This window comes from Chryseobacterium sp. Leaf394 (assembly GCF_001424105.1).
Lineage (GTDB): Bacteria > Bacteroidota > Bacteroidia > Flavobacteriales > Weeksellaceae > Chryseobacterium.
This window is the reverse complement of sequence record NZ_LMQH01000014.1, coordinates 203,598-222,267: the sequence shown is the minus strand read 5'-3', so window position 1 is coordinate 222,267 and position 18,670 is coordinate 203,598. Positions and strand designations below refer to the sequence as shown.

At 36.7% G+C, this 18,670-nt stretch carries 15 protein-coding genes; 13 read left to right on the top strand and 2 right to left on the bottom strand.

What is annotated here, in order from left to right; translation table 11 throughout:
• The 5 genes from folK to fmt all read left to right on the top strand — a co-directional run.
• Nucleotides 1–379 (top strand): 2-amino-4-hydroxy-6-hydroxymethyldihydropteridine diphosphokinase (gene folK / locus ASG21_RS18835; RefSeq protein ID WP_082482478.1); only part of this gene is annotated, 379 nt, incomplete at its 5' end.
• 10 nt (nt 380–389) lie between these two features.
• Entirely contained in the window at nt 390–1,487 is a 1,098-nt protein-coding gene (locus ASG21_RS18830) for an outer membrane beta-barrel protein (protein ID WP_056084474.1), read from the top strand.
• Nucleotides 1,488–1,559: 72 nt separating this feature from the next.
• A complete protein-coding gene (locus ASG21_RS18825; protein WP_056084471.1) occupies nt 1,560–3,017 on the top strand; it encodes an OmpA family protein in 1,458 nt (485 codons plus the stop codon).
• Between the two features lie 78 nt (nt 3,018–3,095).
• The gene (locus tag ASG21_RS18820) at nt 3,096–4,997 is read left to right on the top strand and encodes an ATP-dependent DNA helicase RecQ (RefSeq protein ID WP_056084468.1); all 1,902 of its coding nucleotides are present in this window, start codon (nt 3,096–3,098) and stop codon (nt 4,995–4,997) included.
• 113 nt (nt 4,998–5,110) lie between these two features.
• Nucleotides 5,111–6,058: a methionyl-tRNA formyltransferase gene (gene fmt, locus ASG21_RS18815; protein ID WP_056084466.1), complete on the top strand. Its 948-nt coding sequence runs from the start codon at nt 5,111–5,113 to the stop codon at nt 6,056–6,058.
• Nucleotides 6,059–6,179: 121 nt separating this feature from the next.
• On the opposite strand, the gene ribB is transcribed toward fmt, so the two are convergent.
• Together ribB and ASG21_RS18805 are read right to left on the bottom strand one after the other, a co-directional pair.
• Nucleotides 6,180–7,301 carry a 3,4-dihydroxy-2-butanone-4-phosphate synthase gene (gene ribB / locus ASG21_RS18810; RefSeq protein ID WP_056084463.1) on the bottom strand — a complete coding sequence of 374 codons (1,122 nt, stop codon included), beginning with the start codon at nt 7,299–7,301 and terminating at the stop codon, nt 6,180–6,182.
• A gap of 340 nt (nt 7,302–7,641) precedes the next feature.
• Entirely contained in the window at nt 7,642–8,643 is a 1,002-nt protein-coding gene (locus ASG21_RS18805) for an LLM class flavin-dependent oxidoreductase (protein WP_056084460.1), read from the bottom strand.
• A gap of 296 nt (nt 8,644–8,939) precedes the next feature.
• On the opposite strand from ASG21_RS18805, the gene ASG21_RS18800 reads away from it, so the two are divergent.
• From ASG21_RS18800 to ASG21_RS18765, 8 genes are all read left to right on the top strand, one after another.
• Nucleotides 8,940–9,491, top strand: coding sequence for a YMGG-like glycine zipper-containing protein (locus ASG21_RS18800; protein WP_056084457.1), 552 nt, complete (start codon nt 8,940–8,942; stop codon nt 9,489–9,491).
• A 69-nt stretch (nt 9,492–9,560) separates the two neighbouring features.
• Nucleotides 9,561–11,204, top strand: coding sequence for a hypothetical protein (locus ASG21_RS18795; RefSeq protein ID WP_241773534.1), 1,644 nt, complete (start codon nt 9,561–9,563; stop codon nt 11,202–11,204).
• 42 nt (nt 11,205–11,246) lie between these two features.
• Nucleotides 11,247–12,317: a chorismate synthase gene (gene aroC, locus ASG21_RS18790; protein ID WP_056084454.1), complete on the top strand. Its 1,071-nt coding sequence runs from the start codon at nt 11,247–11,249 to the stop codon at nt 12,315–12,317.
• An 11-nt stretch (nt 12,318–12,328) separates the two neighbouring features.
• The gene (locus ASG21_RS18785) at nt 12,329–12,892 is read left to right on the top strand and encodes a thioredoxin family protein (protein ID WP_056084451.1); all 564 of its coding nucleotides are present in this window, start codon (nt 12,329–12,331) and stop codon (nt 12,890–12,892) included.
• Nucleotides 12,893–12,909: 17 nt separating this feature from the next.
• Nucleotides 12,910–13,449, top strand: coding sequence for a TlpA disulfide reductase family protein (locus tag ASG21_RS18780; protein ID WP_056084448.1), 540 nt, complete (start codon nt 12,910–12,912; stop codon nt 13,447–13,449).
• Nucleotides 13,450–13,592: 143 nt separating this feature from the next.
• Nucleotides 13,593–13,934, top strand: a complete 342-nt coding sequence (locus ASG21_RS18775) for a DUF1232 domain-containing protein (RefSeq protein WP_056084443.1) — start codon at nt 13,593–13,595, stop codon at nt 13,932–13,934.
• A gap of 132 nt (nt 13,935–14,066) precedes the next feature.
• A complete protein-coding gene (gene pyrF / locus ASG21_RS18770; protein ID WP_056084440.1) occupies nt 14,067–15,425 on the top strand; it encodes an orotidine-5'-phosphate decarboxylase in 1,359 nt (452 codons plus the stop codon).
• A 266-nt stretch (nt 15,426–15,691) separates the two neighbouring features.
• On the top strand, nt 15,692–18,508 hold the full coding sequence (locus tag ASG21_RS18765) for an aminopeptidase (RefSeq protein ID WP_241773533.1): 2,817 nt from the start codon (nt 15,692–15,694) through the stop codon (nt 18,506–18,508).
• Nucleotides 18,509–18,670 lie beyond the last annotated feature (162 nt).

The window sequence follows — 18,670 nt, the reverse complement described above, 5'->3', positions numbered from 1 at the left end:
AAAAAAAAATCTCGAAACTGCTTTTGAAAGTATTACCGATAAAAACATCGTTATATTACATAAAAGTAAATTTTTGTATTCTGAACCCGTGGAATTTGTCAGTTCCAATAATTTTTGTAATATTGCACTAAGTATTGAAACAGATTTATCACCAATTCAGCTTCTTAAGAGTTTGAAAGAAATCGAAAAAAGAATGGGAAGGTCAATAGATTCGGGAAAGACCCGAAACTATTCAGACAGGGTGATAGATATTGATATTGTAAGTTATGATAATTTAATTTTCTTTTGTAACAGATTAGAGATCCCTCACTACAGACATCTGCACGAAAGAGAATTTTCCAGGTTATTATTAGATAGTTTATTTTTAAACAGAACATAAAACATATTGTATGAAATTAGGTTTATTATTGTTGGCTGCACTTCCTATAGCTACTTATGCACAGGACAGTATTGCAATTAGTCATTCACACGAATATCCTAACACTTTTTCTTCGGGCTCTGCTAATGTACAGCCATTTACCAACACCAGCCGTAAGTTTAACGACTGGTCTGTTTCAGTTGGTGGTGGACCTGCATTTATGACATTTTCAGATGTAAGGTCATTTTACGGAGATAAAGTTAATTGGGGATGGAATGCCTATGCGAGTATTGACAAACAGATTAGTCATACATTCGGTATCGACTTGCAGTACCAAATGGGTGAAACAAAGCAACAGGCAGAACTGGCTACAAATCCAGCTGCAGGAATTGCCAATGCCTGGACTAAGTACAAGCAGATATCATTGTTAGGGGATATCAATTTTTCTAATTTGTTAAGAAGAGTTGATAATAAATCTCCATACAGATGGGCGCTTCACGGATACCTTGGTGGTGGTTTGATGGCTTTCAAAACTGAGCTAATTGACAATGACGCATCAAGATGGAGCACCAATCCTCCGAGAATTCCAATTAAAAACGATCAGAAATTTGAATTATCTTCATTCTTCTGGCAGGCTGCCGTAGGATTGAAATACAATGTTTCAAAACTTGTTGATCTGGAAGCGAGAGTAATCTATATCAACAGTATGGATGAAGAATTTGACGGTGGTGGAGAAGGCAGATCACTGGATACACCTACCGGCGACAGAATTAATTATAATCTTATTAATGACAGCTACTCAGACGGAGCAATGAGCTTCACTTTGGGACTTTCATTTAAGTTAGGAAAACACAATACCCATCTTGCATGGCACGATCCTTTACAGGAAGTTTATGGCCGCATGTATGATCTTGAAAACACATCAACAGAATTAGTTGTATGCGAAAAAGGAGACATGGATAACGATGGTGTTTGTGATGACTGGGACAGACAGCTTGATACTCCTGCAGGTGCAAGAGTTGATGGTGCTGGTGTAGCTTTGGATCTGGATCTTGACGGTGTTATTGATCTTTATGATAAATGCGTTACCGTAGCAGGACCACAGGAAAACAACGGTTGTCCTAAATAAGAATATCATTTAGTTAATTAAAATAATAACTGAAATGATCAAATCAAGTAATAACAAAATAAAAAATACACTATGAAATTAAGTTTAGCAATTGTTGCATTTGCTTTAGCGATCCCGACACTAAACTTTGCGCAGGACTCTACAGCTGTGAGTACTGAACAGCAATATCCAAATACATTTTCGTCCGGATCTGCAAATGTTTCAAAATTCACTCAGGAATCTAAAAGATTTAACGACTGGGCAATTTCTGCCGGAGTAGGAGTTCCTTTGGTACAGTCAGCAGACCTTACTTCAATAAAAAATGGTAATGGTAAGAACCTTTTCGGATACTCAATGTATGTGAGTGTTGATAAGGCAATTACCCATGCTTTCGGACTTAAATTGCAGTACGACAGAGGAGAAACAAGACAGGGTTGGTTCAATACAAAAGATGCAGCTCCTTCTGATGCTTCTCTTTATCAAAGAGTAGGTGCAAGAACTCAATATGATGCAATCTCTATTTTAGGAGACATCAATTTTTCAAATCTTTTAAGAAGAGTTGACAACAAATCCCCTTACAGATGGGCATTACATGGTTACGCTGGCGTAGGTGTGATGGGCTATAGAGCTTATCAGAAAGATGAGAGAGGGCAAAGATTAATGACGGATCTTGAGTTATTCAAAGGTCAGTCTTTCTTCGGACAGGCTGGTGCTGGTCTTAAATACAAAATTAACAGAAGATTAGATATTGAAGGTAGATTGATGTATGTTTACACAGGTGATGATGAATTCGATGGTGGTGGTGAACAATACAGTTATATCAACAAAAGAGAAGATCAGATTTCTGACAACTTCATCAACGCTACTGTTGGTCTTTCTTTGAAATTAGGAAAACACGAATCTCACTTAATGTGGCATGACCCATTGCAGGAAATTTATTGGAAACTTGACGTATTGGCTGAGAAAAACCAGGAAGTTGAAGTTTGCAAAAAAGGTGACTTAGATAATGACGGTGTTTGTGACGACTGGGATAGAGAACTGAATACTCCTGCTGGTGCAAGAGTTGACGGTGCCGGAGTTGCTTTGGATGCAGACCTTGATGGTGTTATTGATCTTTACGATCAGTGTGTAACTGTTCCTGGTCCTGTAGAAAACAACGGTTGCCCTACAACACCTGCTGACTCGGGTACTGTAACTGCAACTGATACAACATTGGAAGGAATTGAGTTTGACTTAAATTCAGACAGAATCTTACCTTCAAACACTCCGATTCTTAACAATGCTGTAAGCTATATCAATTCTTCTACAGGTACTTATACAGTAATCGGAGCTACTGATACAAGAGCTTCTGACGCTTACAACCAGAAACTTTCTGAAAGAAGAGCAAACAGTGTGAAGAACTATCTGATTAAAAACGGTGTTGATGCTTCTAAGCTTAACTCTGTTGGTAGAGGAGAGAAAGATCTTAAATACCCTGAATGTGAACCAGCTGAAAAATGCCCTGAGTGGAAAAACAGAGCAAACAGAAGAGTTTACTTTGAAGCTAAATAATAAAATTTCTTATTATAAAATTAAAAGTCACGCCATGCGTGACTTTTTTTGTTTCAATACTTTCCTTACATTTACTTTATGATTTCCGCACAAGATTATAATGATTTAAAGAATAAAACCCTTAAACATTTTTGGGGACATGATCAATTTAGAGATACTCAGGAACAGATCATTGATTCTGTAATGAACAGAAAAGACACTTTGGTTCTGCTTCCCACAGGTGCCGGAAAATCATTGTGTTACCAGCTTCCGGCTCTATTGAATGAAGGAACTTGTCTTGTAATTTCTCCTTTGTTGGCATTGATGAAAGATCAGGTCAATCAATTAAAATTCAGAGGGATTGAGGCGGAATATTTAAGTTCTGAACTGGATGAATTCGACGCGGAAGTTATTTACAACAGATGCAAGGACGGTTTAACAAAATTATTATACGTTTCCCCTGAAAGACTGACGAATAATCTTTTTATTCAGCAAATGGAAGAGATTCAGCTGTCGTTTATCGCAGTCGATGAGGCGCACTGCATTTCAGAATGGGGACAGGATTTCAGACCAAGTTATCAGAATATAAAAGATTTCAGAAGAAGTAATCCTGAAATTACATGTCTCGCTTTAACAGCTACGGCAACTCCGAAAGTTTTAGATGAAATAAAATCTAAGCTGGAACTTAAAAATCCTGAGCTATTTCAGAAAAGTTTCAGAAGAGATAATATTAAAATTTTTTCTGAAGAAATTTCAGATAAATATTCAAAGGTTTTCAATATACTTAAATACGCTAAAGAATCAGGAATTATCTATGTGCGGACCCGAAAAGATGCAGAACTTCTTGCTGAATACCTTCACAGAAATAAAATTCAGAATGTAGATTATTTTCATGCCGGACTGACAACAAAAGAAAAGAATGAAAGACAGAATTTTTGGAACAATAGTGATCAAAATGTCTTAATTTCCACCAACGCTTTCGGGATGGGGATTGACAAAGATAATGTACGTTTCGTTATTCACTTCTCCCCTTCTCAATCGATTGAAAATTATTATCAGGAAATTGGCCGTGCGGGAAGAGACGGTAAAAAAAGTTATGCTTTCATGCTTTGGAACCAGCAGGAAATTTCAAATTTTGATCAGATTTTAAGAAATCAAATTCCCAATAAAGCAGAGTTTTTAAAAATTATAAGTTTTTTATACTCAAAATTTCAGGTAGCTGAATTTGAACTTCCGGAAAAAGTTTTTCAGTTAAATATCGCCGGAATTCAGAATTTCACTAAACTTTCAAATGCAAAAATTAAAAATGTTCTGAATTTTCTTCATACTCAGGAAATTATTTACCATAACAGCAATAAAAGTCTGTCATCTCTTGAGTTGATGATTAAACCTGATGAAATTGATCAGCTTCCGGCTAAAGATGCTTATTTTATTGAGTTAATGCTCAGAAGCATCTCTGGGATTACAACGCACAAAGTGATGTTCAGTGAACAGAAAGTGAGCGATAAAATTGGTGTAAGCATCCACCTGATCAAAGAAAGGTTGAAAGAACTTCAGCAGAAAAATTATCTGGAATACATCGACGGTGCATTAGCTTCGGTAAAATTTTTGAAACCTCGTGATGAAAGGTCAAACGCCGGAACTTATTGGAAACTTTTTGAGCATATTCAGAAAAATAAAATCCAGAAATGGGAGGAAATGAAATTCTTTATTGAGGATAATCAATATTGTAAAATGAAACTGATTCTCTCTTACTTTGGCGAAAAAAACACTAAAAACTGCGGACAATGTACGGTTTGTGAGAAAAACAGACAATCTATTTTTGGAAAAAATGTTTCATCAGAAATCTTAAGGGTTTTAAGTAAAAAATCTGCGACGATTGAAGAAATTTCGGTTCAGTTACAGTTTCAGACCAAAGAAAATATTCTGGAAAATTTAATATTTCTACTGGATTCCGGAAAAGTGAAGATGCTGAACTTCAGAACGTATGCTTTGACTTAAATGATGAGTAATAAGTAGTGTGTAATTGGTAATTTTTAAGCAAGGCCTCAACTCAAAACAAAAATCACTGACTTGAATTTCTGAATAATCATTCTAGAGTTTATCTTTGCACCATGAAATCATTGAAAGTCGTTTTTTTAGGCACACCAGAGTTTGCAAAGACTTCGCTGGAAGCTATTCATCAGTCTCATCACGAAGTTGTAGGTGTTGTAACGGTTGCGGATAAAGCCAGCGGACGCGGACAGAAAATCAATCAGTCTCCCGTAAAAATTTTCGCTGCAGAAAATAATATTCCCGTTTTTCAACCTGAAAAATTAAGAAATCCAGAATTTTTAGAGGAATTAAAAAAATTAAATGCTGATGTTTTCGTAGTCGTTGCTTTCAGAATGATGCCTAAAGTATTGTTTGAAATGCCTAAGATGGGAACTTTCAACCTTCACGCTTCCCTACTTCCCGATTACAGAGGAGCTGCTCCAATCAATTACGCAGTCATTAACGGAGAAGAAAAAACGGGTGCCACAACATTTTTTATCAACGAAAAAATTGACGAAGGAAATATTCTTTTACAGAAAGAAATTCCGGTCTTAGAAAACGAAAATGCCGGTCATCTTCACGACAGATTGATGGAAATGGGCTCAAAATTAGTTGTAAAAACTTTGAACGGATTGGCAGAAAACTCAATTATTGAAAAGTCTCAACCCGAAGTTAAACATCCGAAAAATGCTTACAAAATTTTCAAAGAGGACACGAAAATCAACTGGACAAAAACTTCGAAAGAAGTTCATCAGTTTGTATTGGGGATGTCACCATATCCTGCAGCTTTTACCACAATAAAAATCGGTGAAGAAGAAAAAGGACTAAAAATTTATAATGGAAAATTTGAGGTTTCAGATCACGGAAAACCTGTCGAAAGCTTAGAAATTTCTAAAAATCAATTTAAAATCTATACTCAGGATGGAATTTATTATCCTCTGGAACTTCAGCTGGAAGGAAAGAAAAGAATGAATGTCAAAGATTTTCTGAACGGATTCAGAAATTTCGAAGAAATAAAAATGGCTTGAGTTGATCAAGCCATTTTTATTTCTTCGAAGTCAATTGTCAAATGTGAATTAGCTACGCTGTCAATTTAATCATTTAGAAAAATTCACTTGCGAAGCAAAATTGACCATTGACACTTCATTTTTAAAGCTGAACCATCTCCGTCACCTCAACATCGTAACCACCAACCTGAGGTTTTACATCAGGATTTTGAGTAATTACTCTAAATTTATTGATTCCTAAATTCTTTAAGATCTGAGTTCCGATTCCGTAATCTCTGTAATTGAATGCAGCCGTCGGATGTTTTTGCTGTCCGTCCTGATAATTTAAAAACTGCTGTAATTTTCTTAAAGTATTCTCAGAATTAGATACATTGTTAATAAAAATAATCGCTCCTTTTCCAGCTTCGTTAATCATTCTAGTAACTTTTTCCAACTGTGGTTTTTCACCGTTATTCAGTCTGGTCAGAACATCAAAGTAAGAATCTGAAGACTGAACTCTCACCAAAACAGGCTCATCAACTGTCCAAGTTCCTTTTGTTAAAGCAAAGTGAATCTGATCATTGGATGTTTCTCTGAAAGCGCAGAAATGAAAATCACCGTAGGCAGTTTTTACTTCTCTTTCCTCAATTCTCTCAATTAAATTTCCTTTTTTAAGCTGATAATGAATCAGATCTTCGATGGAAACGATTTTCATATCATGTTTCTGAGCAAAAACCTGAAGATCCGGCAAACGCGACATAGAACCGTCTTCGTTCATGATTTCACAGATTACGCCACCTTCTTTCAGACCTGCCAGACAAGTTAAGTCGATTGCAGCTTCAGTGTGACCGGCTCTTTTCAGGACACCACCTTTTCTTGCACGTAACGGAAAAATGTGGCCCGGACGCATGAAATCTGTAGGTTTGGATTTTTCATCCATCAGAGCTAAAATCGTTTTGGCTCTGTCTCCTGCAGAAATTCCTGTAGAAGTTCCATCACCTAAAAGGTCTACAGAAACGGTAAAAGCTGTTTCTTTAGGATCGCTGCTTCGGCTAACCATCACGTCAAGACCAAGCTCATCACATCTTTTTTCAGGAAGCGGCATACAGATTAAACCTCTTCCGTGAACTGCCATAAAATTGATCAACGCAGGTGTTGTAAGCTCGGCAGCACAAAGAAAATCACCTTCATTCTCTCTGTCTTCATCGTCTACCACTATGATTATTTTACCATTTTTAAGGTCTTCAATCGCCTCTGGAATAGTATTTAATTTAATATCTGACATTTTTACTTTGAATTTTCGCAAAGATACTCAATAAAATAAGCATCAACAATTATTAACTGTGGTTTATAATTTCTTTAATTTACAATAAGACTTTGACACATTAGTCACATTAGTTTAGTTGTAAATATTGAAAACATTTTAGAACACATAAGATTTGAAAATCGAAGATTTTCATTAATGACAATTGTAACAGGCTAGCCTTCAATATTAAGGAAAAATTATTTTAATTCTGTAATCTCACAAACCGAATTTAATTACTCCTGCCAAAAAAATCTTTGATTTTTTCTCTAATGTGCTCTAAAATATTTTCAAACCTGAGAAAATCTCTGTGACTTATGTGTTAACCCAACAAAGAGTCTGTAGCCTTTCTAATAATTTCATAAGATTTCAATCTTTTTTGATGATCATAAATATGAGAATTAATCATCAGCTCATCCACCTGATATTTTTCCTGAAAGTTTTTGATCTGCTCAGCAATTTCATCCTGGTTTCCAATAAAACTGAATTTCAATTTCTGCAAAACCATCGATTTTTCCATGGCTGACCAGATGGCATCCATATCTTCAACCGGTGCTGGAAAAGGCTTTCTGTCGTTCCGGATGATATTAATAAACGCCTGAAATAAAGTCGTGGAAAGGAAATATGCTTCCTCAGAAGTTTCAGCGGCAACACCGTTTACACAAGCCAAAACAAAAGGTTTATCCAAATATTTCGAAGGCTCGAAATGTTCTCTGTAAATTTTAAAAGCCATATCCATCTGTTCGGGAGCAAAATGTCCTGCAAAAGCATACGGAAGTCCGAGTTCTGCAGCTAGCCAGGCGCTGTCTGTACTTGAACCGAGAATATACATCGGAATATCCAAACCTTCTCCGGGAATCGCACGCACCAAAGCATTTGAATTTTCCGTTGAAAAATATTTTTGTAATTCTAAAATCTGTCGCGGAAACTGTTCATTGATGATCGCAGGATTTCTTCCTAAAGCCTGAGCCGTTAGTCCATCGGTTCCCGGAGCTCTTCCCACACCGAGATCAATTCTTCCCGGAAAAAGTGATTCCAGTGTTCCGAACTGTTCGGCAATGACGAGCGAACTGTGATTGGGAAGCATAATTCCTCCTGATCCAACTCTTATTTTTTCAGTTCGGTTGGCGATAAAACCGATAAGAACTGAAGTTGCAGAACTCGCGATGCTTTCCATATTGTGATGTTCGGCAAGCCAGAATCTTTTATAATCTAAATTTTCAGCAAAGTTGGCCAAGGAAAGACTGTCCTGAAAAGTATCGTGAATAGTTTTCCCCTGTTTTACCGGAGCTAAATCAAGCACTGATATATCAAAATGTTTCATTAAAATTTATTTGTACAGCAAATTTAAAACTAATAAAATTCATTAGTTACTTTTTGTAATTGATGGAATTGATTGGTATCGTGTGGCAAAAACTATGAAAAATAAAAGCTAATATATTTTCAGGATAATACACTCTAAAAATATTTCAGATCAATAATTTTTGTCTAAATGTCCCTGACAGACACGTAATTATGATACCACATTCTACTTTAACATTTTTTAACTTTCGTTTGGCTTCATAATTGAAATTATGCTGGTATAAACATTCAAATGATTTTGAATATAAAATTTGCGTTATGAAAAAGATTATAATTTCAGGTTTGTTATCAGTTTTCTTGTTCACAGCCTGTAAAAAAGATGATAAAATTGCCGAGCAAACTCTTGAACAGCAAAAACTTGAGTTCCAGGCCAGACAGTTGGATATAGAAAAGCAGAAGCTAGCTATTGAAAAAGAAAGAATGGCTTATGAGGCTCAAAAAAGAACCGACAGTCTTGCAGAAATTGAAAAACAGGAAGCAGCAGTAGCTGCTGCGGCGGCTGCAAAACCTCAGGTAATCAGAGAAACACGTACAATTTACAGAAACAGTCCATCCTCAGGATCTTCTTCAGGAGCAGTAGCCAGCAATGGTTCCGGTACTTCTTCACAGGGTACAACTCAGAAAAAAGGAATGAGTAAAGCGGCAAAAGGTACAATTATTGGTACCGTAGGTGGAGCTGCAGCAGGTGCCATCATCAGTAAGAAAAACAGAGGTCTTGGTGCTGTAATCGGCGGTGTAGTCGGTGGTGCAACAGGTTATACCATTGGTAGATCCGGAGACAGAAAAGACGGTCGTGTACAGCCAAGATAATAATACTTACCAAACACTTTTATATATTTTTTTAACTAAAGATTGCTTATTTTTAAGCAATCTTTTTTTATGCTTTTACTAATTTTATCCCTAATTCTTCTTCTACCTACGCTGATTGGATGGGGTTTGATTGCCGAGAAATCTTTTCGCTTCAATTTAACAGAAGGTATTTCAGGGCGAATTTTATCGGGAATACTGTTTTTAAGTTTGATTTTAACTGTAGGTGCATTTTTTTTCGGCATCAATATTTATGTTGAAGCAATCATTTTGTGTATCGGACTGTTATATTTTTTTAAAGAAAAATTTTATCAGAAACTATCTACTTTTTTTAAAAATGCAGGTTGGGCTTTTTATGGATCAGCAATCATGTGTGTTGCCTGCGCCAGCTTCTACCCTTTCATTTTAGATCATTTCGGTTATTACATTCCTACGATCAGGTGGCTCTCTGAGTTTGGTTTGATTAAAGGAATATCAAATTTAGATCTTACGCTGGGGCAAATGTCGGTTTGGCATATTTTCCAGGCGGGATTTTCACATATTTCCGATCCTTTTTTGAGAATTAATTTATTGGTTACAGTCACTTATCTTATCTACATTTTCGAAAATAAAAACTGGATTCATCTGGCATTTTTTCCAGTATTTTTATTTTTCCTCCAATCACCAAGCCCAGATCTGCCTGCGTACATTTTTTCACTTATTGTGGTTTATGAAATCTTTGCCAAACCCAAGATTAATTCAGGGTTTTTAGCTTTCAGTATTTTTATTTTCACCATAAAACCTACCATGATCTGGCTTCCGGTTTTTGTCATTTTAAATTTGATTGTAAGGAAAGAAATGTCTTTGAAAATATTACTTTCAGGCGCGTTTATCTTCAGTTTTTTCATCATCAAAAACATCTGGACTTTTGGCTATCCCTTTTTTCCGCTTACCATTTTCGATTTAAATTTTCCATGGAAACCTAATCATGAAATGATGAGACAGAGTTCGGAATACGCTGTTCTGAAAACCTATGACGCTCAATATTCTTCAGAACAGATAAAAAACTTCAGTCCTAAAGAAAAAATCACCAACTGGCTTTTTATTTCCGGAATTAAATCAGTCTTTAACGTCGGATTGATCATTTCCCTTATTTTGTACGGAGTTTTTGCTTTCATTGAAAAAGAAAAAAAACATTTTATTTTATTGGGTTCATTACTATTAAAATCGGCTTTAATTCTGTCATTTTCCGCTCAGTACCGTTTTTTCCTTGAAGTGTTTCCGGTGATATTCATTGCATGTTTTTACAGTGTAAATATTAAAAGGTTCGCATTGATCATATTCTCCGCCGGAAGTTTAGCCACATTAAGCTTTTTGACTTATCCTCAAATCTTAATGTACCTCATCCCCAGTTTCAGATTGGGAAATACAATGGCACAATTTAAAATATCGCAACTATACAAACCGGCAGAATACTTTCACAATGAATATGACAGTTTTAAAGTGGGAAATTTAAATTATCATGTTTCAAAAAAATATCCTTTTAATTACGAAACGCCTGTACCGGCCATCTCAGAAGGATTTGTGTTTGACTATCAAAGACTTAGAATATTTCCTCAATGGAAAAATCCTGACAATACGAGAAGCGGATTTATCTGGAAAAAACTGGATCAAAAAGAAAAAACAGAATTGGACAACGCTATAAAAGTCATTAAAAACAACTATCAGCAACCTTGATCCGCCTTTTCTCATCTGAATTAATTTCGGTAATTTTGTATTATGTTTAACAGCTTAGGAAATCTTCTCAACCTTACTTCCTTTGGAGAAAGTCACGGTGCAGCCTACGGCGGAATTATTAATAATTTTCCGGCAGGTGTAGAGATCAGTTTAGAAAAAATTCAGGCCGAACTGGATCGCAGAAAGCCAGGTCAGTCTGCAATTGTAACTCAAAGAAAAGAAAGCGATACCGTAAAATTTTTATCAGGAATTTTTGAAGGAAAAACGACAGGAACACCCATCGGCTTTACCATTGAAAACGAAAATCAAAAATCAAAAGATTACGATCATTTGGCAACAGCCTATCGTCCGAGTCATGCTGATTTTACGTACGATCAAAAATTTGGAATCAGAGATTACAGAGGCGGAGGAAAATCTTCCGCGAGGGAGACTATCAATTGGGTGGTTGCCGGAGCTTTGGCAAAACAGCTGCTGCCTGAGTTTGAAATTAATGCCTACGTTTCTTCAGTAGGAGAAATTTTCTGTGAAAAACCGTATCAGGCTTTGGACTTTTCAAAAACTGAAAGCAATGAAGTCCGCTGTCCGGATCCCGAAACTGCCGAAAAAATGATTTCAAAAATTAAAGAAATCAAGAAAGAAGGCAACACCATTGGCGGAACAATTACCTGCGTTATCAAAAATGTTCCGGCAGGAATTGGCGAGCCCGTGTTTTCAAAACTTCAGGCCGAACTGGCAAAAGCCATGCTCAACATCAATGCCTGCAAGGGTTTTGAATACGGAAGCGGTTTTTGTGGTGCAAAAATGACCGGTAAAGAACATAACGATCTTTTTAACGAAGATTTTTCAACGAAATCAAATCTTTCAGGTGGAATTCAGGGCGGGATTTCAAATGGAATGGATATTTATTTCAGAGTCGCCTTTAAACCCGTTGCTACAATCCTGCAGCCTCAGGAAAGTGTCAACAAAAACGGCGAAAAAACAATAGTTAAAGGGCGCGGAAGACATGACGCATGCGTTCTGCCTAGAGCAGTTCCCGTGGTGGAAGCTCTTGCAGCTTTCGTGCTTGCCGACCTTTATCTGATTAACAAAACAAGAAACATCAACAATTTTTAATATAAATAGTAATGAAAAATTACTGGGACAACGCCATTTCTTTCGAAGAATATGTGCAAATCGCAAAGCAAAGACTTGACAATCCTGCAAACCAACAGGAAAAAGAATACAAACAGTACTACGAACTCGGATTGCAGCGCATCGACAGAACCTGGAAAAAATATACGCCGGATGGAGATCAGCTTCACACCTTAGAAGACAAAAATTTTAAAGGAAAAATTTTGATTATCTCTGAAGCGTGGTGTGGCGATGCGAGCGCAACAGTTCCGGCTTTGGTCAAGTTTTTTGACGGAAAAAATGAGGTAAAAATCTTCCTGAGAGACAGTGATAAAAGCCTGATCAATCAATTTCTGACCAACGGCACAGAATCTATTCCGAAAGTTTTAATTTTAAATGAAGACTTTAATGTAAAAAATTCTTGGGGCCCGCGCCCGAAATTCGGACATGAACTCCTGCTTAAATTTAAAGCTGATCCTGAAGCATATCCGAGAGAAACTTTTTATAATGACCTGCAGCTTTATTACGCAAAAAACAGAGGTAAAGATGCTGTTGCAGAAATCCTTGAATTACTGTAATTTAGAGAAAAATAAATATGAAAAAAAATATTATCTATATCGTCATTCTGGTAGTTCTGGGTTGTATCTTTTTTATTCCCGGCCTTCAGCTAAAACTGAAAGACGCGTTTTTTCCGGTGGCTGCGATTGAAAAAGCTGTACACATCGCTCCCGAAGATTATGATGTGGAACTGAAAGGAATTAATGTGGCAAGTACCAATCTTAAAAACTTCAAAGACAGACCGATGTTTCTGAATTTTTGGGGAACCTGGTGCCCACCGTGCCGTAAAGAATGGCCATCTATTCAGAAACTGTATGACGGCAGAAAAGGCCATGTGGATTTTGTGTTGATTGCCATGAATGATCAGGAAGATGCGGTCAGAAAATTTTTAAAAGAAAACAACTATACCGTTCCTGTTTATATTGCGCAAAGCCCGATTTCCGAAAAACTGCTTCCAAAAGCGTTCCCTACAACATTTTTGCTGGACAAAACGGGAAGAATTATTATCAAGGAAGATGCTGCTACAGATTGGGATGCCGAAACAGTACATCAGTTCATCGACAATATTGTTAAATAGATTTGATAATTTTCCGTTGAAAAAAGTTTTTTAATATCTAATAATGTGTATTTTAGACTCCGAATTATATCTTAACACTTTTTATTATTTGCTGGTACAGAATTTGTGAATTATAAAAGTGTTGAAATAAAAACAAACACAAAATGAAATATTCTAAACTTCATCTTGCTAAAGAAGCAATTCGCCACAAAGGCTTTATCAAAAAGATTCCGGACATTTTCCGTATGGTAAAATTCTGGAGAAAGGGAATGTATCCGATGAGATCAATTGACGTAATCTTGCCGATGCTTGGTTTACTCTACGTGATTTCTCCCATAGATTTAATTCCTGATTTTATCTTTCCCGTAGTGGGTGTGATGGATGATCTGGCGATTCTGTCGCTTGCCATTCCTAAACTGATACGTGAAGTAGATAAATTTCTGATCTGGGAAGCCGAAAGAAGACTTGGCGAAACCACAATTATCGACGCTGAGATCGTAAAATAATACCTCAGGAAAGTCATTTTCTCTAAAAAAGGAAATGACTTTTTAATTTTAAAATAAATCCTCGCGAAACTCCTTAGCGGGTCGTCATTTAAAATTCAAATTCTTAAATTTGCAGAATCTAATAGAAAATTAATGGAAAGTAAGAAAGAATTCTTTTTAGAATGCTATAAGCTGGGAATCATCAAATTCGGAAGATTTACATTAAAAAGCGGGATTGAAAGTCCGTTTTATGTAGATTTAAGACCTTTGGCTTCAGACCCGAAAATCCTTAAAAACCTCGCCAATTATCTTTTGGAAATGCTTCCGCTGGATAATTTTGATCTGATTTGTGGTGTTCCTTACGCTGCACTTCCGATGGCGACGGCGATGTCTCTTGAAAGTTATATTCCATTAATTATTAAAAGAAAAGAGGCGAAAAATTACGGAACCAAAAAACTGATCGAAGGTATTTACCAGAAAGGTCAAAACTGTCTTTTGGTGGAAGATGTGATCACATCCGGAAAATCTTTGATCGAAACCATTGCAGAAGTAGAAAATGAAGACCTGAAAGTAGCTGACATTGTTGTTGTTCTGGACCGCGAGCAAGGTGGAAAACAACTTTTGGAAAGCAAAGGATTTAAAGTTCACACGCTTTTCAATATTTCAGAAGTTTGTACTATTCTTCAGGAAGAAGGCGAACTTTCTGATGATGAAGTGAAAAGAATTCAGGATTTTTTAAAAGGAAATCATATTCAGTTTGATGAAAAAAAACGACTTTCCTATCAGGAAAAATTTGAGAATGCACAGCATTCTGTATCCAAAAAATTACTGGAAACAGCTTTGGCTAAAGAATCAAATCTTATCGCCTCTGCTGATGTAATGACCACTGACGAACTTTTAGCACTTGCAGAAAAAGTGGGCCCACACATTATTGCTTTGAAAACACACATCGACATTATTTCAGATTTCGATTACGAAAAAACCATTGTTCCATTAAAAGCTTTGGCTCAAAAACACCGTTTTCTCCTAATGGAAGACCGCAAATTTGCAGACATCGGAAACACGCAGGAACTTCAGTTTACAAGCGGTGTCTTCAAAATTACTGACTGGGCAGATTTTGTAACTTCTCAGGTTATCGGAGGTTATGAATCTCTGGACTGTTTTAAAAATGTAGGTGTTGTCGCCATCGTTGGAATGTCTTCCAAAGGAACTTTAACAACAAGCGCATACCGTGAAGAAGCTCTAAAAGTGGCAGCTTCACATCCCAACGTGATTGGTGGTGTTTCTCAAAATCAGTTGCCGGACGAAATGTTGCTTTTCACTCCCGGAGTGAATTTAGCAGACTCAGGGGACGGAAAAGGACAGCAGTACAACACGCCGGAGCACGTATTCAAAACCCTTCACACCGATTTCATCATCGTAGGAAGAGGAATTTACAAATCTGAAAATCCTGAAGAAGCTGCTCTTACCTATAAAAACGAAGGCTGGGAAGCGTATCAAAAATCTTTGTAGAAATACATTGTATATCATTAGCTTCAAAGGAGCGGAATCAATAGCACAGGGTAAAGCCCTGTGTTTTTCGTATCTATCAATTCCCAAAAAGCCCTGCAGGGGCGATATCAAATTGCACTTGTAAAAAAGAAACTTTTCAACTAAGCAAAATTGACTGTTACTCATAGATAACAGTTCCTTTAAAGTTTAAAATAAATTTTAAATATGCTTTTTAATCACTGAATTTATATCTAAAATACATTATATTTGATGCTTTATCAGCCATTTTGAAAAAATTCAGCACCGTTATTATTTCGTTTTTAGGGTTTGTACAGATTTCTGCACAGAAAGACAGTATTTTTATTAATGCTAAGCTGTCCTCAGACCGAAAAACACTGGACGTTGAGCAAAGAATTATCTACCATAACAACTCCCCAAAAGATATTGACAGCCTGAAACTTCTCAACTGGATTGCTGCTTACAACAACCGCAAAACGCCTTTAGTTTACAGAAAACTGGAAGACCGGAACAACAGACTTCACTTTGCCAAACAGGATGAACTGGGGAAATTGCTCGAAATAAACATTACCTCAGACAAACAGAATTTTTTAACGGATAAAAAAGAAACAGAAAATCTCTATTTACCGCTTGCAACTCCCCTGAAAGTTGGAGAATCGGTTGTTTTAAATTTAAAATATAAACTTCAGCTGCCTGATAAAAAATTTACAGGTTACGGAACTTCAGATATCAATACTTCCCTGAAATATTTCTTCATCGTTCCCGATCATTTTGACAAGGATAATCATCTGAACCGACATTATCTGGACATCGAAGAATCTGTCAGTTTCAATACGTTCTGGAAGATTTATTTGAGCCTTCCTGCAGAATTTCAGGCACAGGGAAACCTTGATCAGACTGCTGATAATTTATTTGAAGGTTATCTTGATTCTGATCCGGAATTTATTATATCAAAAGAAAAATTTCCGGTTATTAATGTAAATTCTGAGAGTTTTAAAACAGAAATTAAACTCGGTTACAATATCAGTGATCAGGAAAAGGAAAATCTTGAGTTTTTTCTTCCTCTGCATCTGAAGTTTATTGAAGACCGTATTGGTTCTATTCCTGAGCATCTTTTTATATCTGAAAAATTCAGAGCGAAGGAAGACTTCTTTGGAAACAATGACATCAACTTCTGGAAATTTAATTTTAAACTTTTTACAGATGCGGAAAAGGTGGATCAGGATTACTTTGGAATTATTTCAAAGAAAGTTTTAGATGAAAAAATTATTGCCGATAAACAGAATCACCACTGGTTTAAAAACGGACTGAAATCCTATCTGGAAATTCAGTATTTAAAGAAATTTTACCGTGATGCGAAACTCCTGGGAAATCTTACCGAAACAAAGGTGTTAGGAATAAAGCCTGTGAAGTTTTTCCATGCTTCAGAAGTCAAACTTTTGGATCGCTACGGATTGGCGTATCAGTACATCATGACGCAGAACCTTGATCAGAAGATCGGTGAAAGGTTTTCGGAGCTGAGCAACTTTAACGATATGGCGATTTCCAACTTTGAAACGGGAAGTCTTTTCAGCTATACTGCAGATAAAATGGGAGAAAATCAGTTTAATAATCTGGTTAAAAATTATATTTCCAAAAATACCGACACGCAGGTCAATCCGGAAGTTTTTCTGAAAGAACTTGCTGAACAGGAAAAATCTTCAGAGTACTTCAGTGATTTTTTGAAGCAGAAAAACCGTGACAACTTCAGACTGAAAAATTTCAGGACGAAAAATGATGCTGTCGAAATAAGAATTGTAAAAAACACTTCCGAAAACATACCCGCAAAACTCGAAACGGAAAGCCGTGAAGGCTCAAAAAGATCCTATTGGGTAGAAACTCAGAAAAACGAAAGACTCAAAACCTTCGAAATTCCGGCAGAAGACATTCATAAAATTACGCTCAACAACGGCTATATTTTTCCGGAACCCAATTACAGAGACAATTATCTTTACACAAAAGGAATCTTTGCCAATTCGAAAAAAATTAAGTTTAAACTGATCAAAGACATTCCAAATCCCGAGTTTAATGAAATATATTTAAACCCGAGAGTCCGTTTCAGCAATGCTTATGACAAGTTTCTTCTTGGGATGAACTTTAGAAACGAATCTCTTTTCGACCAGAAATTCGCTTATTCTCTCACACCTTATTACAGCACCGGTACAGGAAAAATGGTGGGCACGGGCGGTGTCTCCTACTCTTTTTTACCTGCTGAAAGTTTTATCAGAGCTTTGACTTTCGGAGTTTCTGCAGCTCACTTTCATTACGATTACGAGTTGGCATATTCCCGTGCTTCGGCATCTGCGGGAATCAGTTTTCAGAAACCTCCGAGAAGCACCGTGAGTCGGGGGCTCTCTGTCTCTTACAACTATTATCAGAGGGATTTGAGTGCAAAAATGATTGCCAACAGAGATTATGATAAATACAATCTTTGGAGCGTAGGCTATGGATACACCGACAACCAGATGATTCATGAGAAAAGCATGAGCATCAGCACGCAGGGAATGGAAGATTACAATAAAATTACCGGCGAAGCTTTTTACCGCTGGGAATTTGCCCCGAGACAGAAACTGAGTCTGAGGCTTTTTGCGGGATATTTTGTGAGAAATGAAACCAGAAACAATACATTCAATTACGGAATTTCAAGGGTTTCAGATTATTCATTTTCTTATAATCTTTTAGGTCAGAGTGCTACGGAAGGACTTCTTTCACAGCAGTATATACTGGCGGACGGCGGTTTTAAATCATTCATTCCCGGCTCGGTCAACCAATGGATTACTTCTTTTAATTTAGATACGAGCGTTTGGAAAATGATCCATATTTATGCAGATGCCGGAGTTTATAAAAACAAAAACTTCGATCCAAAATTCATCTGGGACAGCGGTCTGAAAGTACGTGTGATCCCTGATTTCCTTGAAGTATATCTTCCGGTACAGTCGAGTTTAGGATTTGAACCTGGCTTCAAAGATTATGGCAAAAGAATCCGTTATACTTTGATTTTAAATCTTGGAACAATTATTAATGCTGCGAGGAGGGGTTGGTATTAAACGAAAGTTAAAAGTCATAAGATCATTTTCACGCGAATTTATCCCATAAGTTTCTGTACAGTTTTCAAAAAACCACCTTACCAGGCTTAAAATTAAGAAACACCCTTCCAGAAAGGTTCCCGCACCCCTGCAACAGCTTTGCCGGAAACCTTACAAGGCTGT

Coding starts and splice junctions, on each gene's coding strand:
- ASG21_RS18830 (WP_056084474.1), top strand. CDS start 390: ATGAAATTAGGTTTATTATTGTTGGCTGCACTTCCTATAGCTACTTAT.
- ASG21_RS18825 (WP_056084471.1), top strand. CDS start 1,560: ATGAAATTAAGTTTAGCAATTGTTGCATTTGCTTTAGCGATCCCGACA.
- ASG21_RS18820 (WP_056084468.1), top strand. CDS start 3,096: ATGATTTCCGCACAAGATTATAATGATTTAAAGAATAAAACCCTTAAA.
- fmt (WP_056084466.1), top strand. CDS start 5,111: ATGAAATCATTGAAAGTCGTTTTTTTAGGCACACCAGAGTTTGCAAAG.
- ribB (WP_056084463.1), bottom strand. CDS start 7,301: ATGTCAGATATTAAATTAAATACTATTCCAGAGGCGATTGAAGACCTT.
- ASG21_RS18805 (WP_056084460.1), bottom strand. CDS start 8,643: ATGAAACATTTTGATATATCAGTGCTTGATTTAGCTCCGGTAAAACAG.
- ASG21_RS18800 (WP_056084457.1), top strand. CDS start 8,940: ATGAAAAAGATTATAATTTCAGGTTTGTTATCAGTTTTCTTGTTCACA.
- ASG21_RS18795 (WP_241773534.1), top strand. CDS start 9,561: ATGCTTTTACTAATTTTATCCCTAATTCTTCTTCTACCTACGCTGATT.
- aroC (WP_056084454.1), top strand. CDS start 11,247: ATGTTTAACAGCTTAGGAAATCTTCTCAACCTTACTTCCTTTGGAGAA.
- ASG21_RS18785 (WP_056084451.1), top strand. CDS start 12,329: ATGAAAAATTACTGGGACAACGCCATTTCTTTCGAAGAATATGTGCAA.
- ASG21_RS18780 (WP_056084448.1), top strand. CDS start 12,910: ATGAAAAAAAATATTATCTATATCGTCATTCTGGTAGTTCTGGGTTGT.
- ASG21_RS18775 (WP_056084443.1), top strand. CDS start 13,593: ATGAAATATTCTAAACTTCATCTTGCTAAAGAAGCAATTCGCCACAAA.
- pyrF (WP_056084440.1), top strand. CDS start 14,067: ATGGAAAGTAAGAAAGAATTCTTTTTAGAATGCTATAAGCTGGGAATC.